Raw genomic sequence first — 22,496 nt, 5'->3', positions numbered from 1 at the left:
CTAGGAATATCATAGACGTCAGATCTGCGTTATTATGCCCCCTAATCCTTCTGCACTTCCTTCGTTCTTAATCGCATTTCCAATCAAACCGTACATTTTCATCAAAAAATTGGTTCTCATGCACGCAGATTGAAATTGTGCCATTGTGCTTAGTGTGGTAGACTTCACCTAAAAGTCGCTCTTCGATGGTTGGATTCTCCATTTGGAGAATTAGGGGAAGACTACAGGTAAATCTTAAGCAGAGTGGGGTCGCGCCATGCAATGGGTGAGAAAATCAATGCAACGCTGGAATTCTATTCATAACCAGATTCTTTTTTTCATTCTGTTGTTTCTCATTATTCCATTGTTCATAAGCACATTTTGGATCGATAAGCCGTTAGAGCGCGTGATTGAGAATAAAATCGGCAATGCTACTTCCGAAGCTTTGTATCAAATCGATTTTAATCTTGAATTATTACTGCAAGATATGCTAAAATCTGCGGTCGACATCTCGACCAACCCGAATATTACGTCCCTGTTGAAACATCCGGATTCCGTTACGTATTACGAGAAGCTGCGGATTACCGATAATGCAATGAACAAGCTGTATACTTCCTATTTTTCGGAAAGCTATGTGACTTTGCTCGATATGCACGGCAACTGGGTAAGCAACAAAATTGTCCAGCAGGATTTGTATAATGAATATATTCAATCCGCCTGGTATAAAGAGATGCTCAAAGAACCATTTGGCATTAGCTGGATGGTGAACGATAGCCGTAACTATATCTATTATGATAAAAGCCAGATCGTTACGCTGATTAAAACTATCACCGATGTGCAGACCAATCAAAATATCGGCATTGAGCTTTTTAGCGTGAACGAAAGCGATTTGCGCAAGTATATATCGAAATTGGACGGAAACGTCATGATCATGGATCATCAAGGGAAAATTATTTCCAGTTCCGTGAAAGAAGGCATGGACAAAATAGAGGTCCTGCCGGGGGATATTTCCGGCGTATGGAACTCGTCCAAGGGGCAATTGATCGTTGACAAGGATCATAAGAAATGGATCGCCAGTTTCGATACCATCGGATTGACGGGGTGGAAATTAATACAGTTTATTCCTTACGATACGGTGTTTAAAGAAATATTTGTTTTGCGCAGAACCAATATGTTTACGGTCGGTGTCATTGTGGCCGTCTTTATGCTGCTCGCATTCAGCATCTCCAATCGGGTATCCAAGCCGATCAAGCTGTTAAATAAACGAATGAAAGAAATAGAAAAAAATGATTTTAACAGCTCGCTGGCCCTATCGGGGCCCAATGAAATTGCTACGCTGATCGATACCTATAATCATATGGCCAGACAGATTCGGGACCTGCTTCAGCGGTTGAAGGACGAATATGTTCAAAAAGAGGAGATGCGCTTTCGTGCGCTGCAGGCGCAAATTAACCCGCATTTCATTTTGAATACGTTGAACAACATTAAATGGATGGCTTACATTCGCAATGACCGGGAAGTTGGGGAAATGCTGTCTTCCCTGGGAAGTATCATGGAAGCGAGTATCGGAAGAGGAGAAACGCTGATCTCGCTCAAAGAGGAAATGGACTATGTCCAGCATTATATTACCCTTATGAAGTTAAGATATAACGATAAATTGACTGTCGAGTTCCATATCCCCGAGCCGTTAATGAAGCAGGAAGCCATCAAATTCATGCTGCAGCCCATCATTGAGAACAGCATTCTCCATGGGATTGAACAGATGGAAGGCAGAGGCGTTATTGCCATCAAGGCTGTGGCGGAACAAGACCAAATGATTTTAACTGTGACCGACAATGGCTCGGGCATTCGTCCAGACAAAATAGATGAGATCAATCACTGTTTACTCCAAGGGCAAGGACAAGCTCCATCGCGAAGTATCGGTATCATGAATGTGCATGAGCGTATCAGGCTTCAATACGGCGAAGGGTACGGTTTGCATATCCAAAGCAAGGCGAACGAGACGACGGTCGAATTCAAATTGCCGCTTAAAACGATAGAAGAAGGGAACGCTTATGCATCTGAAAGTACTTCTGGTAGATGACGAATTTTTAGTTCGATTAGGCATAAAATCATTAATTGACTGGGAGCAGCATCAGTTGATTTATGTCGGAGATGCGCAGGATGGATTGGAAGCGTTGGAAATCATCGAAAAGACGAAGCCTGATATCATCCTTACCGACATCGTCATGCCTAGAATGAACGGTATTGAATTGATTGAGAAAGTAAAGAGCGAGTATCCGGATACGCACATCATCGTGCTTAGCAGTCATAATGATTATGAATATGTGCGAAAAGCGATGAAATTGGGTGTAGAGGACTATATCCTGAAGGCTTCATTAAAGCCTGAGGAGCTTTTGCAAATGCTGCTCGAGGTGTCGAAGAAAATTGCATCAAGCCGGGAAGTTCGGCAGCGCCAAATCGAATCAAAGCCCGCGGTGGAACCTAGTGATAATGGGTTGTCGCGGCAGTTGAAACATTGGATCTATCAACGGAATGCAGCGTCGGAAGAGAACGGAATTAAGGAAGAAGAAAAGGCTTACTTTCTGAATGGCTATGTTTTTGTGCTGATAACCATTCACCGCGACCAGCATCGATCGGATCGTTCAGACAAGCAGAAGCTAATGAATCTTCTTGCCTTACAGCTGAATAAGAACACAGATGCTCTGTTTCACGATGTGAATGAGGAGGAAATCGTCCTGCTTTTTCCCAAAAAAGAAGGGGGACTCCATCTCATTGACGTTGCGATCCGTTTTGCTAAGGAAATCATTGATGCAGCTAAACGATTTATTAATCTATCTATTAGCATAGGGATCAGCGAAGAGTCTAACGGTATAGAAAGTATGCCTGACGTGTATGCTAAGGCGAAACGGGCGCTCCAAATGTATTTTTATGAGGGAAAAGAAAGAGTTTATGTATATGGGGATCACCTGGAGGACACTCACGCGGGTAGCGTGATTACGCAAGAAGATGAAACGGTATTGAAAGTGGAACTGGACCGGATGAACGCAGCGGGAATCAAGCACGTGTTGGAGCGGATTTTCGATCGTATGGAAAAGTGGAAAGGTCCTGTCGACAAGTGTATCCAGTTGTGCTTGCAACTGCTGCATACGATTCAGAATGGCTTAAAGCCCTATCAGCCTGATATGTTCAAGCACCTTGAGCAGGAGGAGCCGTTATATAAACAAGTTCTGAAACTTGAAGAACTAAGCACGGCGAAGCAATGGTTCGAGCAGCTCATTGACGATTGCTGCGGCCAGGGGAAATCCATCGGGGGAGGCAATTTCAGGGAAGATATTCAACAATTAATTCTGTATATGAAAACGAATTACAAAGAGGATATTTCTTTGAGGCATGCCGCGGAAATGGTCAGAATGAGTGAAAATTATTTGAGTTTCCTGTTTAAGAAAGAAACGCAGGTCGGTTTTTCTGAATATCTCAATCAAATTCGAGTGGGGAAAGCGGCGGAATTATTGCTGGAATCCAAGCTCCCTGTGTATGCGATTGCAGAGAGGGTAGGCTATGAAAATTTCAATTATTTTGGCCGGATTTTTAAGAAAACGATGGGGGTAAGCCCTCAACAATACCGCTCGAAGTTCCAATCCTCCTTTACGTAAGGAGGATTTTTTTATTGTTTGCTCGATCATAAAATAGTGAACAATGATCTTAAAAAAGTGAACACCCATAAAAACTGCTTATTTTTATGAACAAAACCGATAGATACGTTCCTGTTTTATAAAGTTTCCGTAAACTATAATCATTTGTGTAAGCGCTATACAAGAGAAGAAAAACAACGAGATTAACAGATGACGATTTGGAGGGGTGAAGATGACGACCAAGGTTGCTAAAGCGTCGCGGTCTATTCGAGGTGAATTTTGGGGGCTCTTCTTTATAGCTCCGTTTGCAATTTTATTTCTTGTTTTTGAGGTTTACCCGATTGTAAACGCCTTCTATCTGAGTTTTTTTGACTATGGTCTAGGGAAGAAGGAATGGATTGGGCTAGGAAACTATGCGGAATTGATTTCAGACCGCGTCTTTCTACGCTCCATCGCCAACACATTTGGTTTTGTTTTCGGCACGGTGCCATTGACATTTATATTTGCCATCTTTGCGGCAGTGCTCATTTATGGCAAACATAAGCATATCGCCTCATTCTTCAGAGGTGCGTTTTACTTGCCGATCATTACGTCACAAGTCATTCTTTCCTTGATTTGGGCATGGATCTACAGCCCTGTCAACGGGATTGCGAACTATGCCTTATCGCTATTCGGCGCAAAGCCGGTCATGTGGCTCTCCGATGAGCGCGTCGCCTTGTTAGCGCTGATTCTAGTCGTTGTGACCTTTAATGTCGGACAACCAATTATTTTACTATTGGCCGCATTGGGTAACATATCTCCAGAGTATTATGAGGCTGCAGATATCGACGGAGCTTCGGCGCCAAGAAAGTTCTGGCATATCACACTGCCGCTATTGAAGCCAACATCGTTGTATATTCTGGTCATGTCTACGATATGGGCGTTTCAAACCTTCGTCGTTGTACAAATGTTAACGGGCGGCGGACCGAACTACGGGACTTCCACGATTATGTTTTTACTGTATGAAACCGCATTCGTGTACGGAAAGCTTGGCTCAGCGTCTGCAATGGGCATCATTATTACTATATTGATTTCGATTGTGGCTATTGTTCAGTTTAAGCTCATGAAGTCAGACATTCAATACTAAGGGAGGAGTACTCACTCATGGCTAAATCATCTTTTTTGATCATGAAGGTATTGGGGAATATCCTTCTGTATGTTTCCGCCGCGTTGTTTATCTTTCCGCTGTATTGGATGATTACCGGCGCCTTTAAGAACCAGTCTTCAAGTGTGAAGATTCCCCCCGACTGGATTCCTAGCAAAATAACGATGGCAAACTTCTCCAATCTGATCCATGAAGGTTCCATCTTTTATTGGCTGTATAACAGCGGCTTCGTCTCCGTTGTTGCTACAGTCGGCGTTGTCATCATAGCATCGATGGCGGGTTACGCATTGACCAAACGGAAGTTCAAAGGCTCTGAATTTTTCTTTACTGCCGTCTTGATCGCAATGTTCATTCCCAGACAAATTACACTTGTCCCTTTGTTTACGATGATGCGGGACCTTGGTCTTGTTAACAATTTGGCGAGTGCCATTTTGCCGGTGCTGACCATCCCTTTCGCCGTGTTCATGATGAAGCAGTTCAGTGAATCCGTACCGACCGAACTGTTGGAAGCAGGAAGAATCGACGGCTGCTCTGAAATCGGATTGTTTTTTAAACTGTTCTTTCCGATCATTAAACCTGCCATTGGCGCACTTGCCATCTTTACATTCACGTATGCGTGGAACGATTACCTTTGGCAGTTGATCATGCTCAGCGATAAAACCAAAATGACGATAAATGTCGGCATCTCTACCCTTGTATCCGAATATGTGGCCAATTACGGGCTGCAAATGGCGGCCGCATCACTTGGTTTTATACCAGTATTCATCATTTTCATCAGCTTTCAGAAATATTTCGTTAAAGGCATCACGCTTGGCGGTGTTAAAGGTTAAAACCCCGTTTGCTCCTTGGATACTACTTTAGGAGGTGAGCCTTCGCCAACTCGATTAAGAAGTTAGTTTTGCGTTTTCCGGTTTGATGAATGACTAATTGGAGGGGTTTACATGAAAAAACTGGCCATTACTTTATTATCTTCAGCGATAGTTGTAACAGCTGCCGCGGGATGCGCCAAAACAGACGAGAAAAAAAATGCGGGCAACGCGCCGGCTGCGACTGCAGCTTCGAAAGAGAAAGTCGAGCTTACTTGGTGGGTTGATGCACGCGGCGATGTGAAACAGGTTTATGATGACATCAAAGCAGGATTCGAACAAGCGAATCCAAATGTGAAAATTAACATGGTTGTAACGCCGGACGACAAAATCAATGAACGGATCAGCGTCGCAGCCAATACGAACGAAGTTCCGGACATTCAACAAGGTTCGTTCTTCTGGCCTTTGTCCTATGCGAAAAAAGGATTGCTGGTTCCGCTTGACGATATTATCGATAAACAAGATTTCGAAGAAAAAACATTGAAAAGCGTTTCGGTAGATAACAAGGTCTATATTTATCCAAACAGCACTGTAGCTATTGGTCTCTTAGTGAATAAAGATTTATTTAAGGCGAAAGGCGCGCTCGACCTGCTTCCTCAAAACATGCAGCCGTGGTCTACCGACCAATTTTTGAAAGCGGCAAAAGCAGTTACTGATCCGTCGAAGCAAACATACGGTTACGGACTTTACGCTGGGGATTCCGGCGGCGACCAAGGCACGCACTCGATCCTATGGGGATTTGGCGCAAAAACATTTAATGAGGACGATACCAAGGCAACTCTGAACTCACCGGAAGGCGTTAAGGGACTTGAATTCTTGACTAAGCTTGTGGATGAGGGCGTTGTTCCTCCGGGAGCGGCCGGCCTTAAAGCGACTGCCGTATTCAACGATATGTTCGTACAAGGCAAGCTTGGAATGGCGTTTGGAAATATCGGAAATTTACCGACGCTGAATAAGGCGTTTGCAGAAGGCAATGCCAAGAAATTCGATGTCGATATCGTTCCATTCCCTTCTGTGGACGGGAAATCTTCAAACACCGTGTTGTTCGGTTATGGCACTTGGATGTGGAATACGAAGAATGAAGTGAAAATGAAATGGGCGAAAGAGTTCGTGAAATATGCGAACAACCCGGAAAACATGGCCAAGATGACCCAAGCGGAATCAGTTATCGTAGCGCGCAAATCGCTTGCTAAAAGCTATGAGGCAGGCACGATGAAAAGCAAAACCATCGAGCTGTTCAAATACGCCGGAGACATCGGTGTGTCCGCTCCCGGATACCCGCAAACTCGCGCAGCTTTCTACCCTGAAGTCCAGGCCGCATTGACGAAGGCGAAGACAGCTCAGCAAGCATTGGACGACTGGGTGAAGAAATCAAACGATATTATTGCAGCTTCATCTAAATAATCGAGTTGTAAATTGAAAATACGTTTCCGGTGTTAGAACAAACATCGGAAACGTATTTTATTCAAAACAAAATCAAAGGAGAATGAACAACATGAAATCTTATAACGTGGATCAATTCAAAGGAATAACAGTTGCAATGTACTCTTGCTACGACGAGAAAGGCGAAGTCAGCACGGAGGCGGCTAAAAAGCTAGCCCGTCACTATGCGTCGATTGGCGTGAATGGTTTATATGTCGGAGGAAGCTCCGGGGAAGGAATGCTTCAATCCGTGGAGGAGCGGAAGCAAACGCTTGAGGCGGTGATGGAGGAAGTCGGCAGAGAAATGACGATCATCGCGCATGTAGGAGCGCCTTCTACACGAGATAGCGTGGAACTCTCCAAACATGCTGAGCAAGTAGGGGCTCATGCGATTTCAGCTGTACCGTCCATCTATTACCGCTTGTCTCCGCAAAGCGTGAAACATCACTGGCAGCAGATGATTGACAGCACGTCCCTGCCGTTCATTATTTATCACATTCCCCAAACGACAGGGTTTCAATTGTCCAAAGCATTATTGACGAAAATGGCCGCGCAAGACAAAGTCATCGGCGTGAAAATATCTGCTGAGAGCACGTTCGAATTACAGCAGTTCAAAGCGGCTGGAGGGGAAGATTTCCTTGTGTTTAACGGTCCGGACGAGCAGTATTTGGCAGGCCGCAGCATTGGTGCGGACGGCGGTATCGGCGGCACATACGGTGTTATGCCAGAACTTTTTATGAAAATTGAGAAGTGCTATGTGGAAGGTAAAATGGAAGAAGCGCGCAGCTGGCAATTTATTGTGAATGATCTGATTGCGGAATTGCTGGCGTTCCCGTCCTTGTACGGCGCTTGCAAAGCGATTCTGAAACTGCGCGGCCTGGACACCGGCGAAGCGAGATTGCCGTTCTTGCCTGTTCCTGAAGCGGATATGGGCCGCTTGGAAAGTATTAACAAGAAAATCATCACATATATCAGTCAAGCTCAAGACTAATTCATAGTTGGGGAGAGGAAGGATTATTCATGAGTGGGATGAGCAGTATTTTTCCAAAGAAAGGTCTTATTGTTTCTTGTCAAGCCCTTCCGGATGAGCCTTTGCACAGTGGCGACACGATGACGAAAATGGCAAGAGCCGCAGTCCAATCCGGAGCGATCGGCATTCGCACGAACGGTGTCTTTGATATTCTTTGCATTAAACAAGAAGTTGATGTGCCTGTTATTGGACTTATTAAACGGGATATTCCGGGATCGGATATTTTTATTACTCCTACTCTTAACGAGGTGAAAGCCATTATATCGGCAGGAGCGGATATTGTGGCTTTGGACGTGACGGACCGTGAAGGCCGGCTTGAGGCTGTGAAGCCGCTTATTGCTTACGCTCACGAGCATGGAGCGGCTGTTATGGCCGATATCTCCACGCTGGAGGAAGGGCTGGCCGCGGAGAAGCTGGGCGTTGATTTGATCGGTACGACGTTGTCGGGGTACACGCCTTACAGCCGGCAGCAAGAAGCTCCCGATTTCGAGCTGCTGGCTCAATTGTGCGCGGCGGTCCAGGTTCCTGTCGTTGCGGAAGGGCGTATTTGGACACCGGAGGATGCAGCTAAGGCTATGGAGACTGGAGTCCCCTACGTCGTCGTCGGAAGCGCGATCACTCGTCCACAGCTGATCACTTCGCGCTATGTGAATGCGCTGAATAAAGTCCTTGCATCCGAGGATGTGAAGTGATGAAATCCGGATGGTATGACGCTCATTCCGCATATGCGATTGGTGTAGATATAGGCGGGACCAAGATCAATGCGGGCATCGTTAGTAGGTCGGGAGAAGTTCTTTATTCGATAAGCTTCAGCACCTTAGCCGGGCAAACGGATACCGGCGGCCGGGTTTTGGAAGCTGTTCAAGGTTTGTTGAAGAAATTGGAGCTGGAGCAGCCGAATTTAAGAATACGGGGCATCGGCGTCGGTAGTGCGGGGCAGATCGATTGGAGCAGCGGTCAAATTCGATTCGCCTCCGATCTAATACCGGGTTATCAAGGTACGCAGCTGAAGAAAATGATGGAGGAACATTTTTCTATGCCCGTTCGCGTCGATAATGACGTGAATGTGCTCGCATTAACGGAAAAACGTTTCGGTGCCGGGAAGGGAATCGATCATTTCATCTGTCTTGCTCTCGGAACCGGAGTTGGGGGAGCCATCGTCGTTGATGGCCGATTAGTGCATGGCGCATGGGGCGGGGCAGGCGAGCTTGGCCATATGTCTGTTAACTTTCAAGGTCCCTTGTGCATCTGCGGTGGTAGAGGCTGTCTGGAGCAATACGCATCCGGCACAAGCATCGCCAGAAGGATGAGGGAGAAGCTGGAGGCGGAAGGCATTCCTGTCGAGAAGGTGGATACCCGCGAAGTGTTTGCCCGGTGGCATGCAGGTGATCGGCTGGCTAACGCGATTATGGAAGAGACAATAGCCGCGTTAGGCACAGGCATCGCTTCGCTGATCCATACCTTTAATCCGGGGCTGATTGTCATTGGCGGCGGCGTTGCAGAAGCGGGAGAGCTTCTGTTTGACCGACTGCGTCAAGAAGTGAGCAATCGAACAATGGCATCCATGTTGGAGACCGTACGCATCGAGCCTGCCTATAAAGGCAATTGGGGCGGTATGATCGGCGCGGCATTGCAAATCTGGGAATATGCAGACGGAGGGGAACAGCTGTGATTATAGGAAACAAGGAAAATTGGGAAAAAGAACGCCTGTTTGTCCATCCGGTCCTTAGGCAAATCATGGATGAGATACAAAACGTGGACTTCTCTCAGATGGATAATGGCAAATATACGGTACAAGGCGACGATATTTACTATACCGTTATGGAGCTAAGCGCAAGGGATAAGCAAGAAACCCGGGCCGAGAAACATAACACGTATATCGACGTTCACTATCTGATAGACGGGCAAGAAACGATCGGTTGGGCGGGAGAATCCGCTAACCTTACCGTGGTGGAAAGCAGCATCGAAAATGATTACAGTCTGTATGACTCTGCTGCCGGAGAGCAGTTCGTAGAGCTTACTCCAGGCATGTACGCTGTCTTTTATCCGCATGATGTTCATCGGCCCGGATTGATGGGAAGAGAGGATCACAATCCTTCCCGGATTCGGAAAGTTGTCGTGAAAATCAACAAAGACCTTATCATAGGAGGCTAATGCTGCATGCCTGTCGTTGATTTGTCGTTGGAGCAGCTGAAAACCTATGAAGGGCGCAATCCGAGGCCGGTCGATTTTGATTCCTATTGGGAGCAAGCCCTTCAAGAGATGCGGGCCGTCGATCCCTGCGTTGAACTCGTTCCGGCCGAATTTCAAGTATCTTCAGCAGAATGCTTTCATTTGTATTATACAGGCGTCAATGGAGCTCGCATTCATGCCAAATATGTGAGACCTAAAGCTCCGAGTGGACAGCATCCGGCTGTCCTGCAGTTTCACGGCTATTCCGGCTGCAGCGGGGAGTGGTCGCAAATGTTGGCTTACGCAGCGCTAGGCTTCTCGACCGCATGGCTTGACGTTCGCGGTCAAGGCGGGCTGTCCGAAGATACGGGAGGTGTCCTCGGCAATACGCTGCGAGGCCATATCATTCGCGGACTGCAAGATGACAACCCGCACAAGCTGTTCTTCCGTCATGTGTTTTTGGATACGGCCCAGCTGGCCTCCATCGTCATGAACTTTCCGGAGGTGGATGCGAACCGGGTTGGTGCAACAGGCTGGTCGCAAGGAGGCGCGCTGGCGATCGCCTGTGCGGCGCTTGAGCCGAGAATTCGCAAAGCGGCTCCGGTTTACCCTTTTTTGAGCGATTATAAGCGGGTCTGGGAAATGGATTTAGCGAAGGATGCGTATTGGGAGCTGCAAAACTTCTTCCGATATTTCGATCCGCAGCATCTTCGGGAAGAACAATGGTTTACCAAGCTGGGTTACATTGATATTCAATTTCTAGCCCCGCGGGTTCAAGCGGACGTACTGATCGGCGTCGGTTTGATGGATACCGTTTGTCCGCCTTCGACCCAATTCGCCGCGATCAATAAAATGAAAACATCCGTCAAACTTGCGATATATCCGGATTTCGGTCATGAGCCAATCCCTGGCCTGAACGATCAGATCCTGCAGTTTATGGCCAGTTTATAGCACATAGCAGAGGAGCTTAGTGAGATGAAAAGCGTGCGTTTTGGAGTAGTGGGCAGCGGTTATTTTGGCGGAGAACTGGCCAGGACGTTAAACCGGCTTGAAGGCTCTAGCGTCGTTGCCGTCCATGGCGGCAGCAGAGCGGCTTTACTAGCAGAGGAGCTGCAGTGTGAAGCCGTCGAATCGTTGGAGGACTTGATGCGGCGTGAGGATATCGTTGCCATTATCGTAGCCTCCCCGAGCCATGCACACAAAGAACCGGTTATGCTCGCCGCCAAACATGGCAAGCATGTGTTTTGCGAGAAACCGATCGCTCTCACATTGAGTGATTGTGAAGCGATGGTGCAGGCGTGCCGGTCGGCTGGCGTTGTGTTTATGGCCGGTCATATCATGCATTTTATGAGAGGCGTCAATCAAGTCAAAGCGTGGATTGCCAGCGGTGAGATTGGCCGGCCTCTGGTCTGCCATTCGGAGAGGACCGGATGGGAGGACAAGCAAGCTAACGTCAGCTGGAAGAAAAACAATGCCACCTCAGGCGGACATCTGTTCCATCACATTCATGAGCTTGATTTCCTGCAAGCGATTATGGGACCGGCGGTTTCGGTTTGCATGGCGGGAGGCAACTTGGCGCATCAGGGAGAAGGCTTCGGTGACGAAGAAGACGTCCTGCTCCTGACATTGGCGTTCGCTGACGGCACGCTTGGTACGATGCAATATGGTTCAGGATTTCGCTGGGGCGAGCATTTCGTCAAAATTAACGGAACCGAAGGCGCTATCCTGCTGGATTTGAAACAGTCAAAGGTTGAGTTGAATCAAAATGGACGTATCGTCAGCCGTAATCTTAACGAAACCGACGAAGAGGATATGGAACGCGCGCAATCGTATCAAAAGGTCGACGGCGGTATCACTTACGGGACTGCAGCTTCCCAGATGCCGAGCTGGCTGGCTACTCTGATCGGGAAGGAAATGTCCGCATTCCGGGATGCGGTACTCGGATTGCCGATAGATGCTAGTGTGCACAAGCTGTTTGACGGAACAGCAGCCACGACATCTATTGCGACAGCCGAAGCGGCCATGGTCTCTCTTCGTGAGAAAAGATGGGTCAGCATATGATGCAGAGGCCGCTATGGTCTCGCTCAGGGAGCAATCTTGGATAGACTGCAGACCGTAGTTGTGTGCGAATCTTCCCATAATCAGGTATACTATAGCCTGCAGAAGAAAAAGGGGGGATACGATGTTTACGATTACGAGTTATACGGTTGAAGTGATCAAAGATCCGTTTGGCATCTTGAGCGGACGGCGATACGAATTTCTCATAGATATTGAAGTTGAGGAAGATGATGAGCTATACTCCGAGAGCGGGTTGTATATTCGCGCCATTTATAACGTGGATGAAGGCAAATCAGGTTTGCTGAAGTACGAGCTTTATGAGAAAACGACGCAAATTTATTTGGATTTTGATCTTGAGGATGATGAAGTCGCAGCCGTGGAAGCATTTTGCAAAGAGCATGTGCTGGAAGCGGACGACGAATAGAACGAACGAAGGGCTGTCTCGGAAGGTTTGCAAAGAACCTTGGAGGCAGCCTCTTGGTTTTATTTCTGCTTGGATTGAGCCTCTTTCTGGGCATCATCCACTTGTTTAGCTTGCACTAATTGTTCCTGTCCCTTGTCTTGAATCGTCTTAAGTGCCTCATCGGCTGATTTCTTTCCATCGAAGACAGCTTGAATCTCTTGATTGGCAAGCATACTGAACGGCTGGTAGAAGCCAACTGGGATTTTCTCATAGCCTTTATAGCTCTTGTCAGGATTAGGTTTCAGGAGATAAAATGGCTCAAGATTATGGCCATCTCTCTCTTTCGAGTACGTGGTGCGCGTCATCAGGCCGCTCGAAGATTTGGACATGACTCTAGCGAATTCATCGCTGTTGATATATTTAATGAATTCCCAGGCTGCACGCGTATTGGGCGATTCGGCATTGATACCGAATACATTGTTTACGGAAACCGAGTTAGAAAAGTCCGGATTTTGCGGATCGACGGGAACCGTAACGATATCCCAATTGACAGGCTTAACATCTTTCAGGCGGTCCTTGGCCTCTTGCAGGTTTTGCATCATATAGTTGCCGTCAATCGTCATCGCAACCTTGCCCATGGCGAACAAGTTCTCTTTGAGATAATCCTCGTACATGCGCGGAGCATTAGAATCGGTGCTTTGATTATTTGGCATGTACAACGCACCGGATTTCAACGAGTCGACGGTAAGCTCCAGAGCCTTCTTCCAGGCATCAGTCTGGATCGTCAGCTTCATCTGCTCAGGATCGATGTAAGACAGACCCAGTGTCGTGCCGATGCTGCTCATATATTGATAGGCGACTCCTTCACGCATATAAGAGTAAGCGGAAAACCCGTAAATTCGCTGGTCCCCCTGACCGTCGGTCGGGAATCGTTTGGCAAGATTCATCACATCTTCCCAGCTCATTTTATTTTTCGGAAGCTCTATGCCATACTGCTCGAAGAGATCCTTGTTATAGTAAAGAGCTTGGCTGTAGAAGTCCGGTGAAAGTCCATATAACTTGCCTTCGCCCTTGAGTTTAATCGTTTCCAGCGTAGCAGGAAGGATATGTTCGATATCGAATTTATCCTGCTTAATGACATCGTCGAGTGCATACAGACGTCCTTTCTGAACGAACTTTTCAAGCTGGTCGGTACCGTTAACAAGAAGGACATCCGGTTTTTCTTCATCGATAAGTTTTTCAAGCGCTTCCTGAGGGTCTTTGCCTGCTCCATAAATGCCTTGATTCGAGATGACCTCTACGTCAATATTCGGATTCTTGGCCATGAACAGATTGCCATACTGTTGGTAAAAGGAATTCTTGTCATAATACATCACTTTAATCGTTGCTTTCTCATCTTTCCCCAACTTCTTAAGCGATCCGGCTTCTCTTGAAGTACCATCGGCCTTCACCGAAAAATTACACCCCGTCAGCGAGGCCGTTACCGCAATGGCAGCGAGTGTACACATCCAACGTTTCATTCGATTCCCTCCACTTTGTTTCTGTTTCCAAATATTGTAATGAATCTATCACTATCATACACATATCCCTATTAAAATACAAATTATGCCAAAAATAGTAGAGTTGAAGCATGCAAAATACTGCAGTGAAACGATTACGGGAAGCGTCTAACTTTAATGAGGGATGGAGGAGATGTCAGCGGCAATTCGCAGTGAGTTGGGAGCGGGGGCATACACGATGCTTTTGTCGACCGACCAACGGAAAAATTTAAGTATTTCGGAAAGAATGAGTGCGTATTAGAAGCATAGGGGAGGTTGTGTCGTTGGGTAAAATCACAATTCGCGCGGTTGTCTTTTTTTTGGCTTTTGCTTTGGGTGCTTACGCTCTGATTCAATACGGTTTTATGAACGCCAAAGATGCCGGTTTTGTCACTATCAAGCTGAGGAAGCCCGATTTTGCCCTGGAACCGTGGGTCTATGTCCTGTATGCCCATATCGTGACTGCGGTTCTGGCTATTGTGATCGGTCCGTTTCAATTGTTCTGGAAGCCTGTTGGCCTGAAGGGGATTAGGAGACACCGCCTGCTCGGTTATTTATACGTTCTGTCGATTTCGATTAGCGGGCTCGTCAGCATTTACTTATCTCTTTACGCGACAGGCGGGTGGAGGGCAGGACTTGGTTTTTTTACGCTCGATGTCCTATGGATGGCAGCCACTTGGATCAGTGTGAAAAAAATAATAGCAGACAAGAATATCCGGAAACATAAGGAGTGGATGCTGCGCAGTTATTCGCTAACTTTTGCTGCCGTTACACTGAGACTGTTGCTGCCCTTGCTGCTGCTTGTTTACGAAGGCAATTTTATTCCCGCATATCAAACTGTGGCCTGGCTGTGCTGGATTCCCAATCTATTAGTGATGGAGATCATCATCAGATACCGAAAATGACATAAAGAGGAAGGGGAACTACAGGGCTCTATTTTGCCAAAAACAGCCCAATAGGCGAGGGAGAGGGAACATGGGTCAGCTATTCCCCCATTTTGAACAGGTATTTGGAGGAATGAGGCGAAATAAGACCCTGTAGTTACCCTCCACTCCCACATAAACCTGCGTTTCGCCTAAATAAGGGAATGATGTTCCCTCAATCTGGGGATCTCAAGATGAGCTTGTCCCAAACCAGCTTGAAGGCTGAAATAGGCAGGGGGAAGCGGCGGAGCTAAGTGTGTTCGAACAAACAGGCCATGCAGCTAGGCATATTTGACGACTTTGTTTTTACCGGTTGTTTTGGCCTTATACATAGCCTCATCCGCTTGCTTGATCAGTTCCTCGGCGCTCACGCCGTTTTTGTATTTACTGTACCCAATGCTGGCGGTAACGATGGTTTCCTTCTCGATCCGGCTGCGGACGCGCTCCGCAAAAGCATCCATTTTGACACTCGGGTCCGTGACCATAAGCACCATCTCTTCCCCTCCGTAGCGCCCGGCAATGCCGCATTCCTCCACTTCTTCCTTCATGATTTGAGCTACTTGCTTCAGCACATCGTCGCCCATTTGGTGGCCCTTCGTATCGTTTAATTTCTTGAAATTGTCAATATCGCTGAACAAGATATATACGGGAAGATGCCTTCCTACGTATTGCGTAACACGATTATAGAAAAATTTGCGGTTATATAAACGGGTTAGCCCGTCCGTAATGGACGAATTGTAAATGGCCTGCATCAGTTCAACCACACGGTCGAACAGCAGTGTAAATAATAAAAAGTAGAAGACAATCGGCAAAATATTACCTGCCAGCGTTAGCCAAATTTGCGCATCGCCATACATATAAACATTGACGAGATGCCCGGTTTGCATGAAAAAGTAGATCGTGAGTGCAGATTGATATTTCACCTGCTGGCCGATATAGGGAGGAACCATGTAAAAGCAGAGGAAAATCAGGACAAATACATACAGTTCAAGACCAATGTCCTGCAAGAGTCTGACTTGATGAACGGTTCCGCTGTACATTTGCGGTACGCTGAAATGAAGAATAGAAACGACGAAACCCATGATGATCAAACCATAGAAGAAGACATACTGATTGCGGTTCGTGCGATTGTATAGTTGATAGATTCCCAAGTTCAAGAGAACGAACGAAATAATTTTCAGCATAAGCAGCAGGTAAGCCGTTAGACTGGTATCTAGAGCTGTGAGCAAAACATATAACTTAAGCAGATAATGAATGCCAACGAAAATAAGCGAAAAGGTCATCGACATGTAGCCCTTTTTTCGACGATCCAAAAATAATCGAAGAGAAATGACAAACATCAGTGTAACAATGACCAATATGATGGCATTCGATAATAATAAAGCCAAATCACCGAACAAGAGATCAACAGTGCTCATGCTTTCCCCCAAAAAAACCTATTTTTCGACAAGTAGTGATTCTATTATAAAGGAAATTGGGTGAGAGGGATAGAATCGATTCAAGAGGCTCTGGTGCTGTTCTCTTTTCTATTCGGCGCGCACAAGTTACAATAAGAAGGAAAGCTCAAGGATTTGGGAGAGGGGCTCATGCAATGAACATCTTGCAAGCATTATTTTTCCCCCCGGAACAACCGGGTGGGGTGTCATCCATGGTTCCCTATATTTTGGACCGTTTTAATAAAAAGGGATGGGAAATGGAACTATTTTCGCTGCCTAAGCGGATTCGGAACAAGGGCACAGAGGAAGTGGAATTCGTCACTTTCGATTGGCGGAAGTATGCCGGAAACCCGATCGTTGATAAATACATTCAGACTTACAAGGATTATGTATGGTGGACGAAGCTGAGACTGACCAAGAAGTATGATATTATCCATGCGCATCATCCGATTGCAGCAATGGTAATGAAGCAAATTTATCCGGAAACGCCGGTCATCCTGACCATTCACTCCAGTTTTGAGCGGGAGCTCGTTCTGAACGGGCGAATTCAGGAGAATGGGATAGAGCATCAGTTCCTTACTCAGATTTATGGCGAGCTTGAAGCAAAGGTCGATCAGATCATCACAGTATCGAATTCGTTCAAGCAATATATCTCGGATTATGTGCAGGATAGCGAAAGGATCGGGGTCATCCCGAACGGATTCGATGAGAAGCGCTTCCGTCCGATTTCCCATGAAAATGCCGTGACACAATTCATAACGGTGTGTCGTCTGGTGCCTGCCAAAGGGCTGGATACGCTGCTGATTGCTTGCGGAGAGCTGAAAAAGCGAGGCCATCCCTTCGTTTTACATATCATTGGGGATGGACCGAGCCGGGAAGAGCTGGAAAAGCTGGCCATTCAGCAAAATATTTATGAAGATACGATTTTTTACGGCTATATGCTGCATCCAGAAGAATTCATGCCATTTTTCGATGTGTTCGTACTGCCGTCCCGTGCAGAAGCATTCGGCTCCGTATTTGCAGAAGCCGCTCTTTGCTGGCTAGCCTTGATCGGTACCGATGTCGGCGGGATTGCCGAGCAAATTGAACACGGGCATAACGGTTTGCTCGTGCCTGTCGGTGACGCGGCGGCTCTAAGCCACGCCTTGGAGAAGGTCGTCATTGATCCGACATTCCGCTACAATCTGGCCCGTACCGCGTGGGAAAAGGCGAAAAAGACCTATTCCCTGAACCGTGTGCTGCGGCAGCTGAAAAGTGTGTATGAGAGCTATCATATTGAGGAAGTTGCAGCGGATACTCCTAGTGAGCAGAACGAATAAAGCTAAAGCAGGAAGGCGTTAGAGAGATGAAACGACTGCGGTTTATGCATGCCGCCGACTTGCATTTGGATTCCCCGTTCAAAGGCATGTCGGCGCTGCCTGAACGCGTTCGCGAGCGAATGCGCGAATCCACGTTTGGCGCGCTCAAAGAGCTCGTGGCGACAGCTGTTCAGGAGCAAGTGGATTTTGTACTGGTCAGCGGGGATGTTTACGATTTGTCGGACCGTTCCCTTCGTGCGCAAATACGCTTTCAGAAAGCATTGGAGCAGTTGGCCGCGCATGGAATCCCTATTTATATTATTCATGGTAATCATGACCCGGAGGATGGACGCGCCGCAAAGCTGGTTTGGCCGGCAGACGTCCATTTTTTTGCGTGCGACAGCGTGGAGACGCTGACGGTAGTGAAGCCGGATCGAGGCGTCATTGCCCAGATCCACGGGATTTCGTACCGCAGCTCGGCGGTTATGGATAATTTAGCTCTGCAATTTAGGGCCGGTCAGGAAGATGCGGCTCAAATCGCGCTTTTACATACGAATGTCGACGGTGACCCCGGTCATGATAATTATGCGCCTTGCAGCAAGCAAGATTTGCTGAAGGCGGGTATGCACTATTGGGCGCTAGGTCATGTACATACCCGAAATGTACTTCATGAACACCCGGCTATTGTCTACCCGGGCAACCTGCAAGGGCGGAATATTCGGGAAACAGGGCCGCGCGGCTGTTATATCGTTGAGATGTCGGAAGACGGACGGGCGGAGCTCGACTTTCGTCCGCTTGATCAGGTGCGCTGGTTTCAGCAGCGGCTGTCTGTCACAGGCGTTCAAACGGAGCAAGAATTGAAAGATCGCATAGACGAGCAGCTTGAAAAGGCGAGGACTGCGGCAGACGGACGGGATGGTGTCGTCCGAATTATTTTGGAAGGGCGCAGCGCGATCTCCGGCATGCTCCGCAAAGGGCGCGTGCTGCAGGAACTGACCGCTGAGCTGCGTTTGGACGAAGCGGAGAGAAGCCGCTTCGTGTGGGTGGAGTCGATCGAGGACCGCACGGCCAGCGGGCTCGATCTGGAGGCACTGCAGCAGGAGAAGAGCTTTCTTGGCGATCTCCTGCGGATTTCAGCTGCGCTGCGGAGTGACGACGCGGCGCTGGAAGCATTCGCCGGCGAGGCGCTCGCCGCGCTGCAAAGCCTGCCGCAGACAGCCGGGAATCCGGCTGCGGCTGATCCCGAGCGGCTGCGCGAATGGCTGCGCGCCGCAGAAGAGATGGCCGCGGATCTGCTGTCCGCGGATGGGGGGTGGCCTGGATGAAGATCATTTCCATCCAGGTGGAGGGCTTCGGCAGCCTCCGTCAGCGGCAGCTCGACACCGACAGCCCGCTTACGCTGTTTTATGGCGCCAACGAAGCGGGCAAGAGCACGCTCATGGGCTTCATCCGCGCGGTGCTGTTCGGTTTTCCGACCCGTCAGAACCGGTCGGAACGCTACGAGCCGCTGGGCGGAGGCGCCCATGGAGGCGCACTGACCCTGCTGGACGAGCAGGGTCAACTGATTCGCGTCGAGCGCTACGACGCGCCCGCCGCAGGCGGCAGACGAGCCTCCGCAGGGCTCGTGAAGGTCACCCTCGGCGATGGCACCACCGGAGGAGAGGAACTGCTGAACACGCTGCTGGGCGGCCTGTCGGCCGACCTCTTTCGCAGCTTGTTCGCCTTCGGGCTAACCGAGCTGCAGGAAATTCGCACCCTGCAGACGGACGAGCTCAGCGGCTATTTATACAGCGCCGGGCTTGGCGTAAGCGGCTCGGCCATTATGGAAGCCGAGCGTAAGCTGGCGGCGCAGGCCGAAGGCCTGTACAGACCCCGCGGGCGCAATCAGGAGATGAACCGTCTCCTGAAGGAGCTGGAGGGTCTGGAGCAGTCGCTGCGCCGGAAGCGTGACATGGCAGCCGATTATGACCGGCTGCAGGGAGAGCGCCGCTCCGCGGAGGAGCGCATTGCTGCTCTGGAGGAGCAGCAGGAAGCGCTGCGCGCGGAGCAGCTCCGGCTCAGCCTGGCCGGCAAGGCGCGCAGCGGATGGATCCGGCTGCGTCAGGTCGGCCAGGAGCTGGCGGCGCTGCCGGAGCTCGCGAGCTTCCCCGAGCACGCCTCGGCGAGGCTGGACGCGCTGGAGGCGGAGTTGGAGCGCCTGCATGCGGAGCGCTCGCGGCTCAGCCTGCGGCAGCAGGCATTGGCGGATCAGCTTAGCGCGATCCGCATTCAGCCTGATGTGCTTGCGCATCAGACGGAGCTGAATCATTGGCTGGAACAAGCAGCCACGTATGAAGAGCAGAAGCGCAGTCTGGCTGGGCTGCGCGTGGAACAGGAGCACCAACGCGCGCAGATCGACAGGCTGCTTCAACAAATAGAAGCTCATGATGGGGAGTCGGAACTGGATGTAGGCGCTTTTGCAGTGTCGATCTCGCTTCGCGAGCAAATTCGCTGGTACAAGGAGCAGTTCCTCAAGAGGCGCGGCGATGAACTGCGTGTTCGAACAGAGCTAGAGAGCCTGGAACAGCAGCTCATTCGTGCGGAAGACGGCATTCGCATGCTTGAAGCAGATGTGCGGTCAGCCCCTTCCCTGCCGGGAGGGCTTGACCCTTCGGCGGCGCTGCAAAGAATTGCAAGAGATTACGCTGGATGGCAGCTGCTGGTGAAAGAAGTTCAACATCGCCAAGAGAGCGATACCGTGCAGACCCAGTTCAAGCTTAGCATGGAAGAAGCCGCCAAAGCGGGGAAAGCCGCATCGCAGAAACTTCGCGGGCGGATGGCAGCTTTAATCGGGATGCTTGCGGTAATCGCCCCCATTCTATTGGTGTGGCAGGGTAGCTGGGCGATAGCCGTCTGTGCGTTCTTGCTTTTTGCTGGGGCGGCACTCTATATCCGGTTCGGGGATCGTTCGTCTGCGGACAACCGATCGTCCCGCGCGATGGTTTCGTCTCCTAGTGAGGAATCCTCTCTGAATGAAGCGGTTCGGGAGCTTCAAGAGCTGGAAAGGCGTTTACAAGAACAAATCCAAGCGTATATGAAATCATCGGAGCTGCAAACGGGCTTTCACGAAGCGGCTGCTGCGTCCGCCTTCAATCCTTCGCTTTCGCAACGGACGGGCCAGTCTGGCACGCTCCCTCTCCAAACCTTCCAGCCACAGTTGGATGCATGGATAAGAGAAGCCGAGCTGAACAAACAACAGCTCAGCCAGCAGCTTCGGAAGGCGGAGAAGCTGCAGGACGCTAAGGATATGCGGCAGTCGTTACAGCACCAAGAAGAACAACGGGTGGCCGTGTATGAGCAGCTTGCAGCCGAACTGGAGCAACTGCAAAGCGATTGGAGCGATTGGTTGAAATCGCTCGGCTTAAGCGGGCGATTATCGCCGGATGCCGCTATGGAAACGATTCAAACGATTGAGCAGGGGCAGGAAAATCTTCGCCAACTTCAGAAGTTGGAAGCGAAGATATCTTCCTTGTCGACGAGTGTAGCGCAGTATGAGGAAGCCATCGCTTTGCGGCTGCAGCTCTCCCCGGGACAGGAGCCTTTATTTGCGCTTAAACGCTGGAAAGAGAAGGAGCGGGAGCAGTTGAAGCTGCTTGCTGAGCGGACGCATTGCGAAGGGCTTCATGCGGAAGTTGAGCAGGAGCTGCAGCTTCTGGACGCTGCCGGGCAGCGTGCGCGCGAGCGGCTAGCCAGTTTGCTGCAGGAAGCTTCTGCCCAGGATGGAGAGGCGCTGCGCCTTCAGGAACGAGCGCAAGATGAGCGCAAGAGACTGGTAGAAGAACAGAAAATGCTGGAATCATCGCTGGAGGCATTGCTTAGCCGTTCTTCGCTTGCCAGTTATACACAGCTATTGGAGACGCTAGGGGAAGCGGCTATGACTCACCGCTTGGAGATTCTTGAGCAGCAGCTGGCAGAAACTGCGGGCCAGACGAATGTGCTCCGTGAAGCGGCCGGGAAGCTGACAGCGCATATCGAGCAGATGGAGCAAGGTTCCGAGCATGCTGACGGCCTGCTCCAGGCTGAGGCTTACCGGGCTTCGATCCGGGGGCAGGTGGATCAATATGCTGCTGCTTCTTTTGCTTCCCTGCTGTTGAAGAAAGCCCGTGAAGTGTATGAGCAGGAGCGCCAGCCAGGCGTGCTTTTACGAGCTTCCGATTATTTGGCGAAGCTGACGAACGGAGCCTTCACGCACGTCAAAGCACCGTTCGGCGAGCAGCGTCTTGTTGCGATCCGATCGAACGGACAGTCGATGGACACGAGTCAACTCAGCCGGGGAACTGCAGAGCAGCTTTATTTATCCATGCGCTTCGCGCTTGTGGAAGAGTACGCCGGCAGAGCGGTGCTGCCGCTTGTCATGGATGATATTCTCGTTAACTTCGACGAGGAACGGATGGAGAGCTGCTTGCGCGTTCTTGCAGAGTTGAGCAGCAGGCATCAAGTGTTGTTGTTCACGTGTCATGGCCATGTGCGGGATGCGGCGGTACGCGTCATTGCGGATCATCGATTAATAAACTTGTAGAAACGTTGTCCCTTATGGCATGGAGAGCGGCGAA

At 49.3% G+C, this 22,496-nt stretch carries 18 protein-coding genes; 16 read left to right on the top strand and 2 right to left on the bottom strand.

Going from position 1 to position 22,496, the window contains the following annotated elements:
- The first annotated feature begins 277 nt into the window (after positions 1-277).
- The 12 genes from GC097_RS12110 to GC097_RS12055 all read left to right on the top strand — a co-directional run bounded on the left by GC097_RS12110 (position 278) and on the right by GC097_RS12055 (position 12,730).
- The gene (locus GC097_RS12110; RefSeq protein WP_171683551.1) at positions 278-2,062 is read left to right on the top strand and encodes a sensor histidine kinase; all 1,785 of its coding nucleotides are present in this window, start codon (positions 278-280) and stop codon (positions 2,060-2,062) included.
- Positions 2,034-3,635: a response regulator gene (locus GC097_RS12105; protein WP_171683550.1), complete on the top strand. Its 1,602-nt coding sequence runs from the start codon at positions 2,034-2,036 to the stop codon at positions 3,633-3,635. Before GC097_RS12110 ends, GC097_RS12105 begins: the two co-directional genes overlap by 29 nt.
- Positions 3,636-3,846: 211 nt before the next feature.
- Entirely contained in the window at positions 3,847-4,740 is an 894-nt protein-coding gene (locus tag GC097_RS12100) for a carbohydrate ABC transporter permease (RefSeq protein ID WP_171683549.1), read from the top strand.
- Between the two features lie 17 nt (positions 4,741-4,757).
- A complete protein-coding gene (locus GC097_RS12095) occupies positions 4,758-5,588 on the top strand; it encodes a carbohydrate ABC transporter permease (RefSeq protein ID WP_171683548.1) in 831 nt (276 codons plus the stop codon).
- Positions 5,589-5,699: 111 nt separating this feature from the next.
- Positions 5,700-7,028, top strand: coding sequence for an ABC transporter substrate-binding protein (locus tag GC097_RS12090; RefSeq protein WP_171683547.1), 1,329 nt, complete (start codon positions 5,700-5,702; stop codon positions 7,026-7,028).
- A 91-nt stretch (positions 7,029-7,119) separates the two neighbouring features.
- The gene (locus GC097_RS12085) at positions 7,120-8,037 is read left to right on the top strand and encodes a dihydrodipicolinate synthase family protein (protein ID WP_171683546.1); all 918 of its coding nucleotides are present in this window, start codon (positions 7,120-7,122) and stop codon (positions 8,035-8,037) included.
- A gap of 38 nt (positions 8,038-8,075) precedes the next feature.
- Entirely contained in the window at positions 8,076-8,768 is a 693-nt protein-coding gene (locus GC097_RS12080; RefSeq protein ID WP_171683768.1) for an N-acetylmannosamine-6-phosphate 2-epimerase, read from the top strand.
- Entirely contained in the window at positions 8,768-9,748 is a 981-nt protein-coding gene (locus GC097_RS12075) for an ROK family protein (protein ID WP_171683545.1), read from the top strand. The genes GC097_RS12080 and GC097_RS12075 overlap by 1 nt, the downstream gene beginning before the upstream one ends.
- Positions 9,745-10,230, top strand: a complete 486-nt coding sequence (locus tag GC097_RS12070) for a NanQ anomerase/TabA/YiaL family protein (protein WP_171683544.1) — start codon at positions 9,745-9,747, stop codon at positions 10,228-10,230. The genes GC097_RS12075 and GC097_RS12070 overlap by 4 nt, the downstream gene beginning before the upstream one ends.
- A gap of 6 nt (positions 10,231-10,236) precedes the next feature.
- Positions 10,237-11,199 (top strand): acetylxylan esterase, encoded by a 963-nt coding sequence (locus tag GC097_RS12065; RefSeq protein ID WP_171683543.1) that lies wholly within the window; start codon positions 10,237-10,239, stop codon positions 11,197-11,199.
- A 24-nt stretch (positions 11,200-11,223) separates the two neighbouring features.
- Positions 11,224-12,309, top strand: a complete 1,086-nt coding sequence (locus GC097_RS12060; RefSeq protein WP_171683542.1) for a Gfo/Idh/MocA family protein — start codon at positions 11,224-11,226, stop codon at positions 12,307-12,309.
- Positions 12,310-12,430: 121 nt separating this feature from the next.
- Positions 12,431-12,730 (top strand): DUF6509 family protein, encoded by a 300-nt coding sequence (locus GC097_RS12055; RefSeq protein ID WP_171683541.1) that lies wholly within the window; start codon positions 12,431-12,433, stop codon positions 12,728-12,730.
- A gap of 59 nt (positions 12,731-12,789) precedes the next feature.
- Here the strand turns inward: GC097_RS12055 and GC097_RS12050 are convergent, their stop codons facing one another.
- Positions 12,790-14,229, bottom strand: coding sequence for an ABC transporter substrate-binding protein (locus GC097_RS12050; protein ID WP_171683540.1), 1,440 nt, complete (start codon positions 14,227-14,229; stop codon positions 12,790-12,792).
- A 302-nt stretch (positions 14,230-14,531) separates the two neighbouring features.
- Here GC097_RS12050 and GC097_RS12045 point away from each other — a divergent pair, with 302 nt between their 5' ends.
- Positions 14,532-15,152: a DUF2306 domain-containing protein gene (locus tag GC097_RS12045; RefSeq protein WP_246294164.1), complete on the top strand. Its 621-nt coding sequence runs from the start codon at positions 14,532-14,534 to the stop codon at positions 15,150-15,152.
- A 299-nt stretch (positions 15,153-15,451) separates the two neighbouring features.
- Here GC097_RS12045 and GC097_RS12040 read toward each other — a convergent pair whose 3' ends face one another.
- Positions 15,452-16,588, bottom strand: coding sequence for a GGDEF domain-containing protein (locus GC097_RS12040; RefSeq protein ID WP_171683539.1), 1,137 nt, complete (start codon positions 16,586-16,588; stop codon positions 15,452-15,454).
- 173 nt (positions 16,589-16,761) lie between these two features.
- Between GC097_RS12040 and GC097_RS12035 the strand changes: the two genes are divergently transcribed.
- From GC097_RS12035 to GC097_RS12025, 3 genes are read left to right on the top strand one after another with little or no spacing between them, the layout of a single operon-like run.
- The gene (locus GC097_RS12035) at positions 16,762-17,925 is read left to right on the top strand and encodes a glycosyltransferase family 4 protein (RefSeq protein WP_171683538.1); all 1,164 of its coding nucleotides are present in this window, start codon (positions 16,762-16,764) and stop codon (positions 17,923-17,925) included.
- Positions 17,926-17,951: 26 nt separating this feature from the next.
- Positions 17,952-19,229 (top strand): metallophosphoesterase family protein, encoded by a 1,278-nt coding sequence (locus GC097_RS12030; protein ID WP_171683537.1) that lies wholly within the window; start codon positions 17,952-17,954, stop codon positions 19,227-19,229.
- The gene (locus GC097_RS12025; RefSeq protein WP_171683536.1) at positions 19,226-22,462 is read left to right on the top strand and encodes an AAA family ATPase; all 3,237 of its coding nucleotides are present in this window, start codon (positions 19,226-19,228) and stop codon (positions 22,460-22,462) included. The genes GC097_RS12030 and GC097_RS12025 overlap by 4 nt, the downstream gene beginning before the upstream one ends.
- Positions 22,463-22,496 lie beyond the last annotated feature (34 nt).

It is taken from the genome of Paenibacillus planticolens (genome assembly GCF_013141725.1).
Classification (GTDB): Bacteria; Bacillota; Bacilli; order Paenibacillales; family NBRC-103111; genus Paenibacillus_E; species Paenibacillus_E planticolens.
This window is presented reverse-complemented; position numbering and strand designations above follow the sequence as displayed.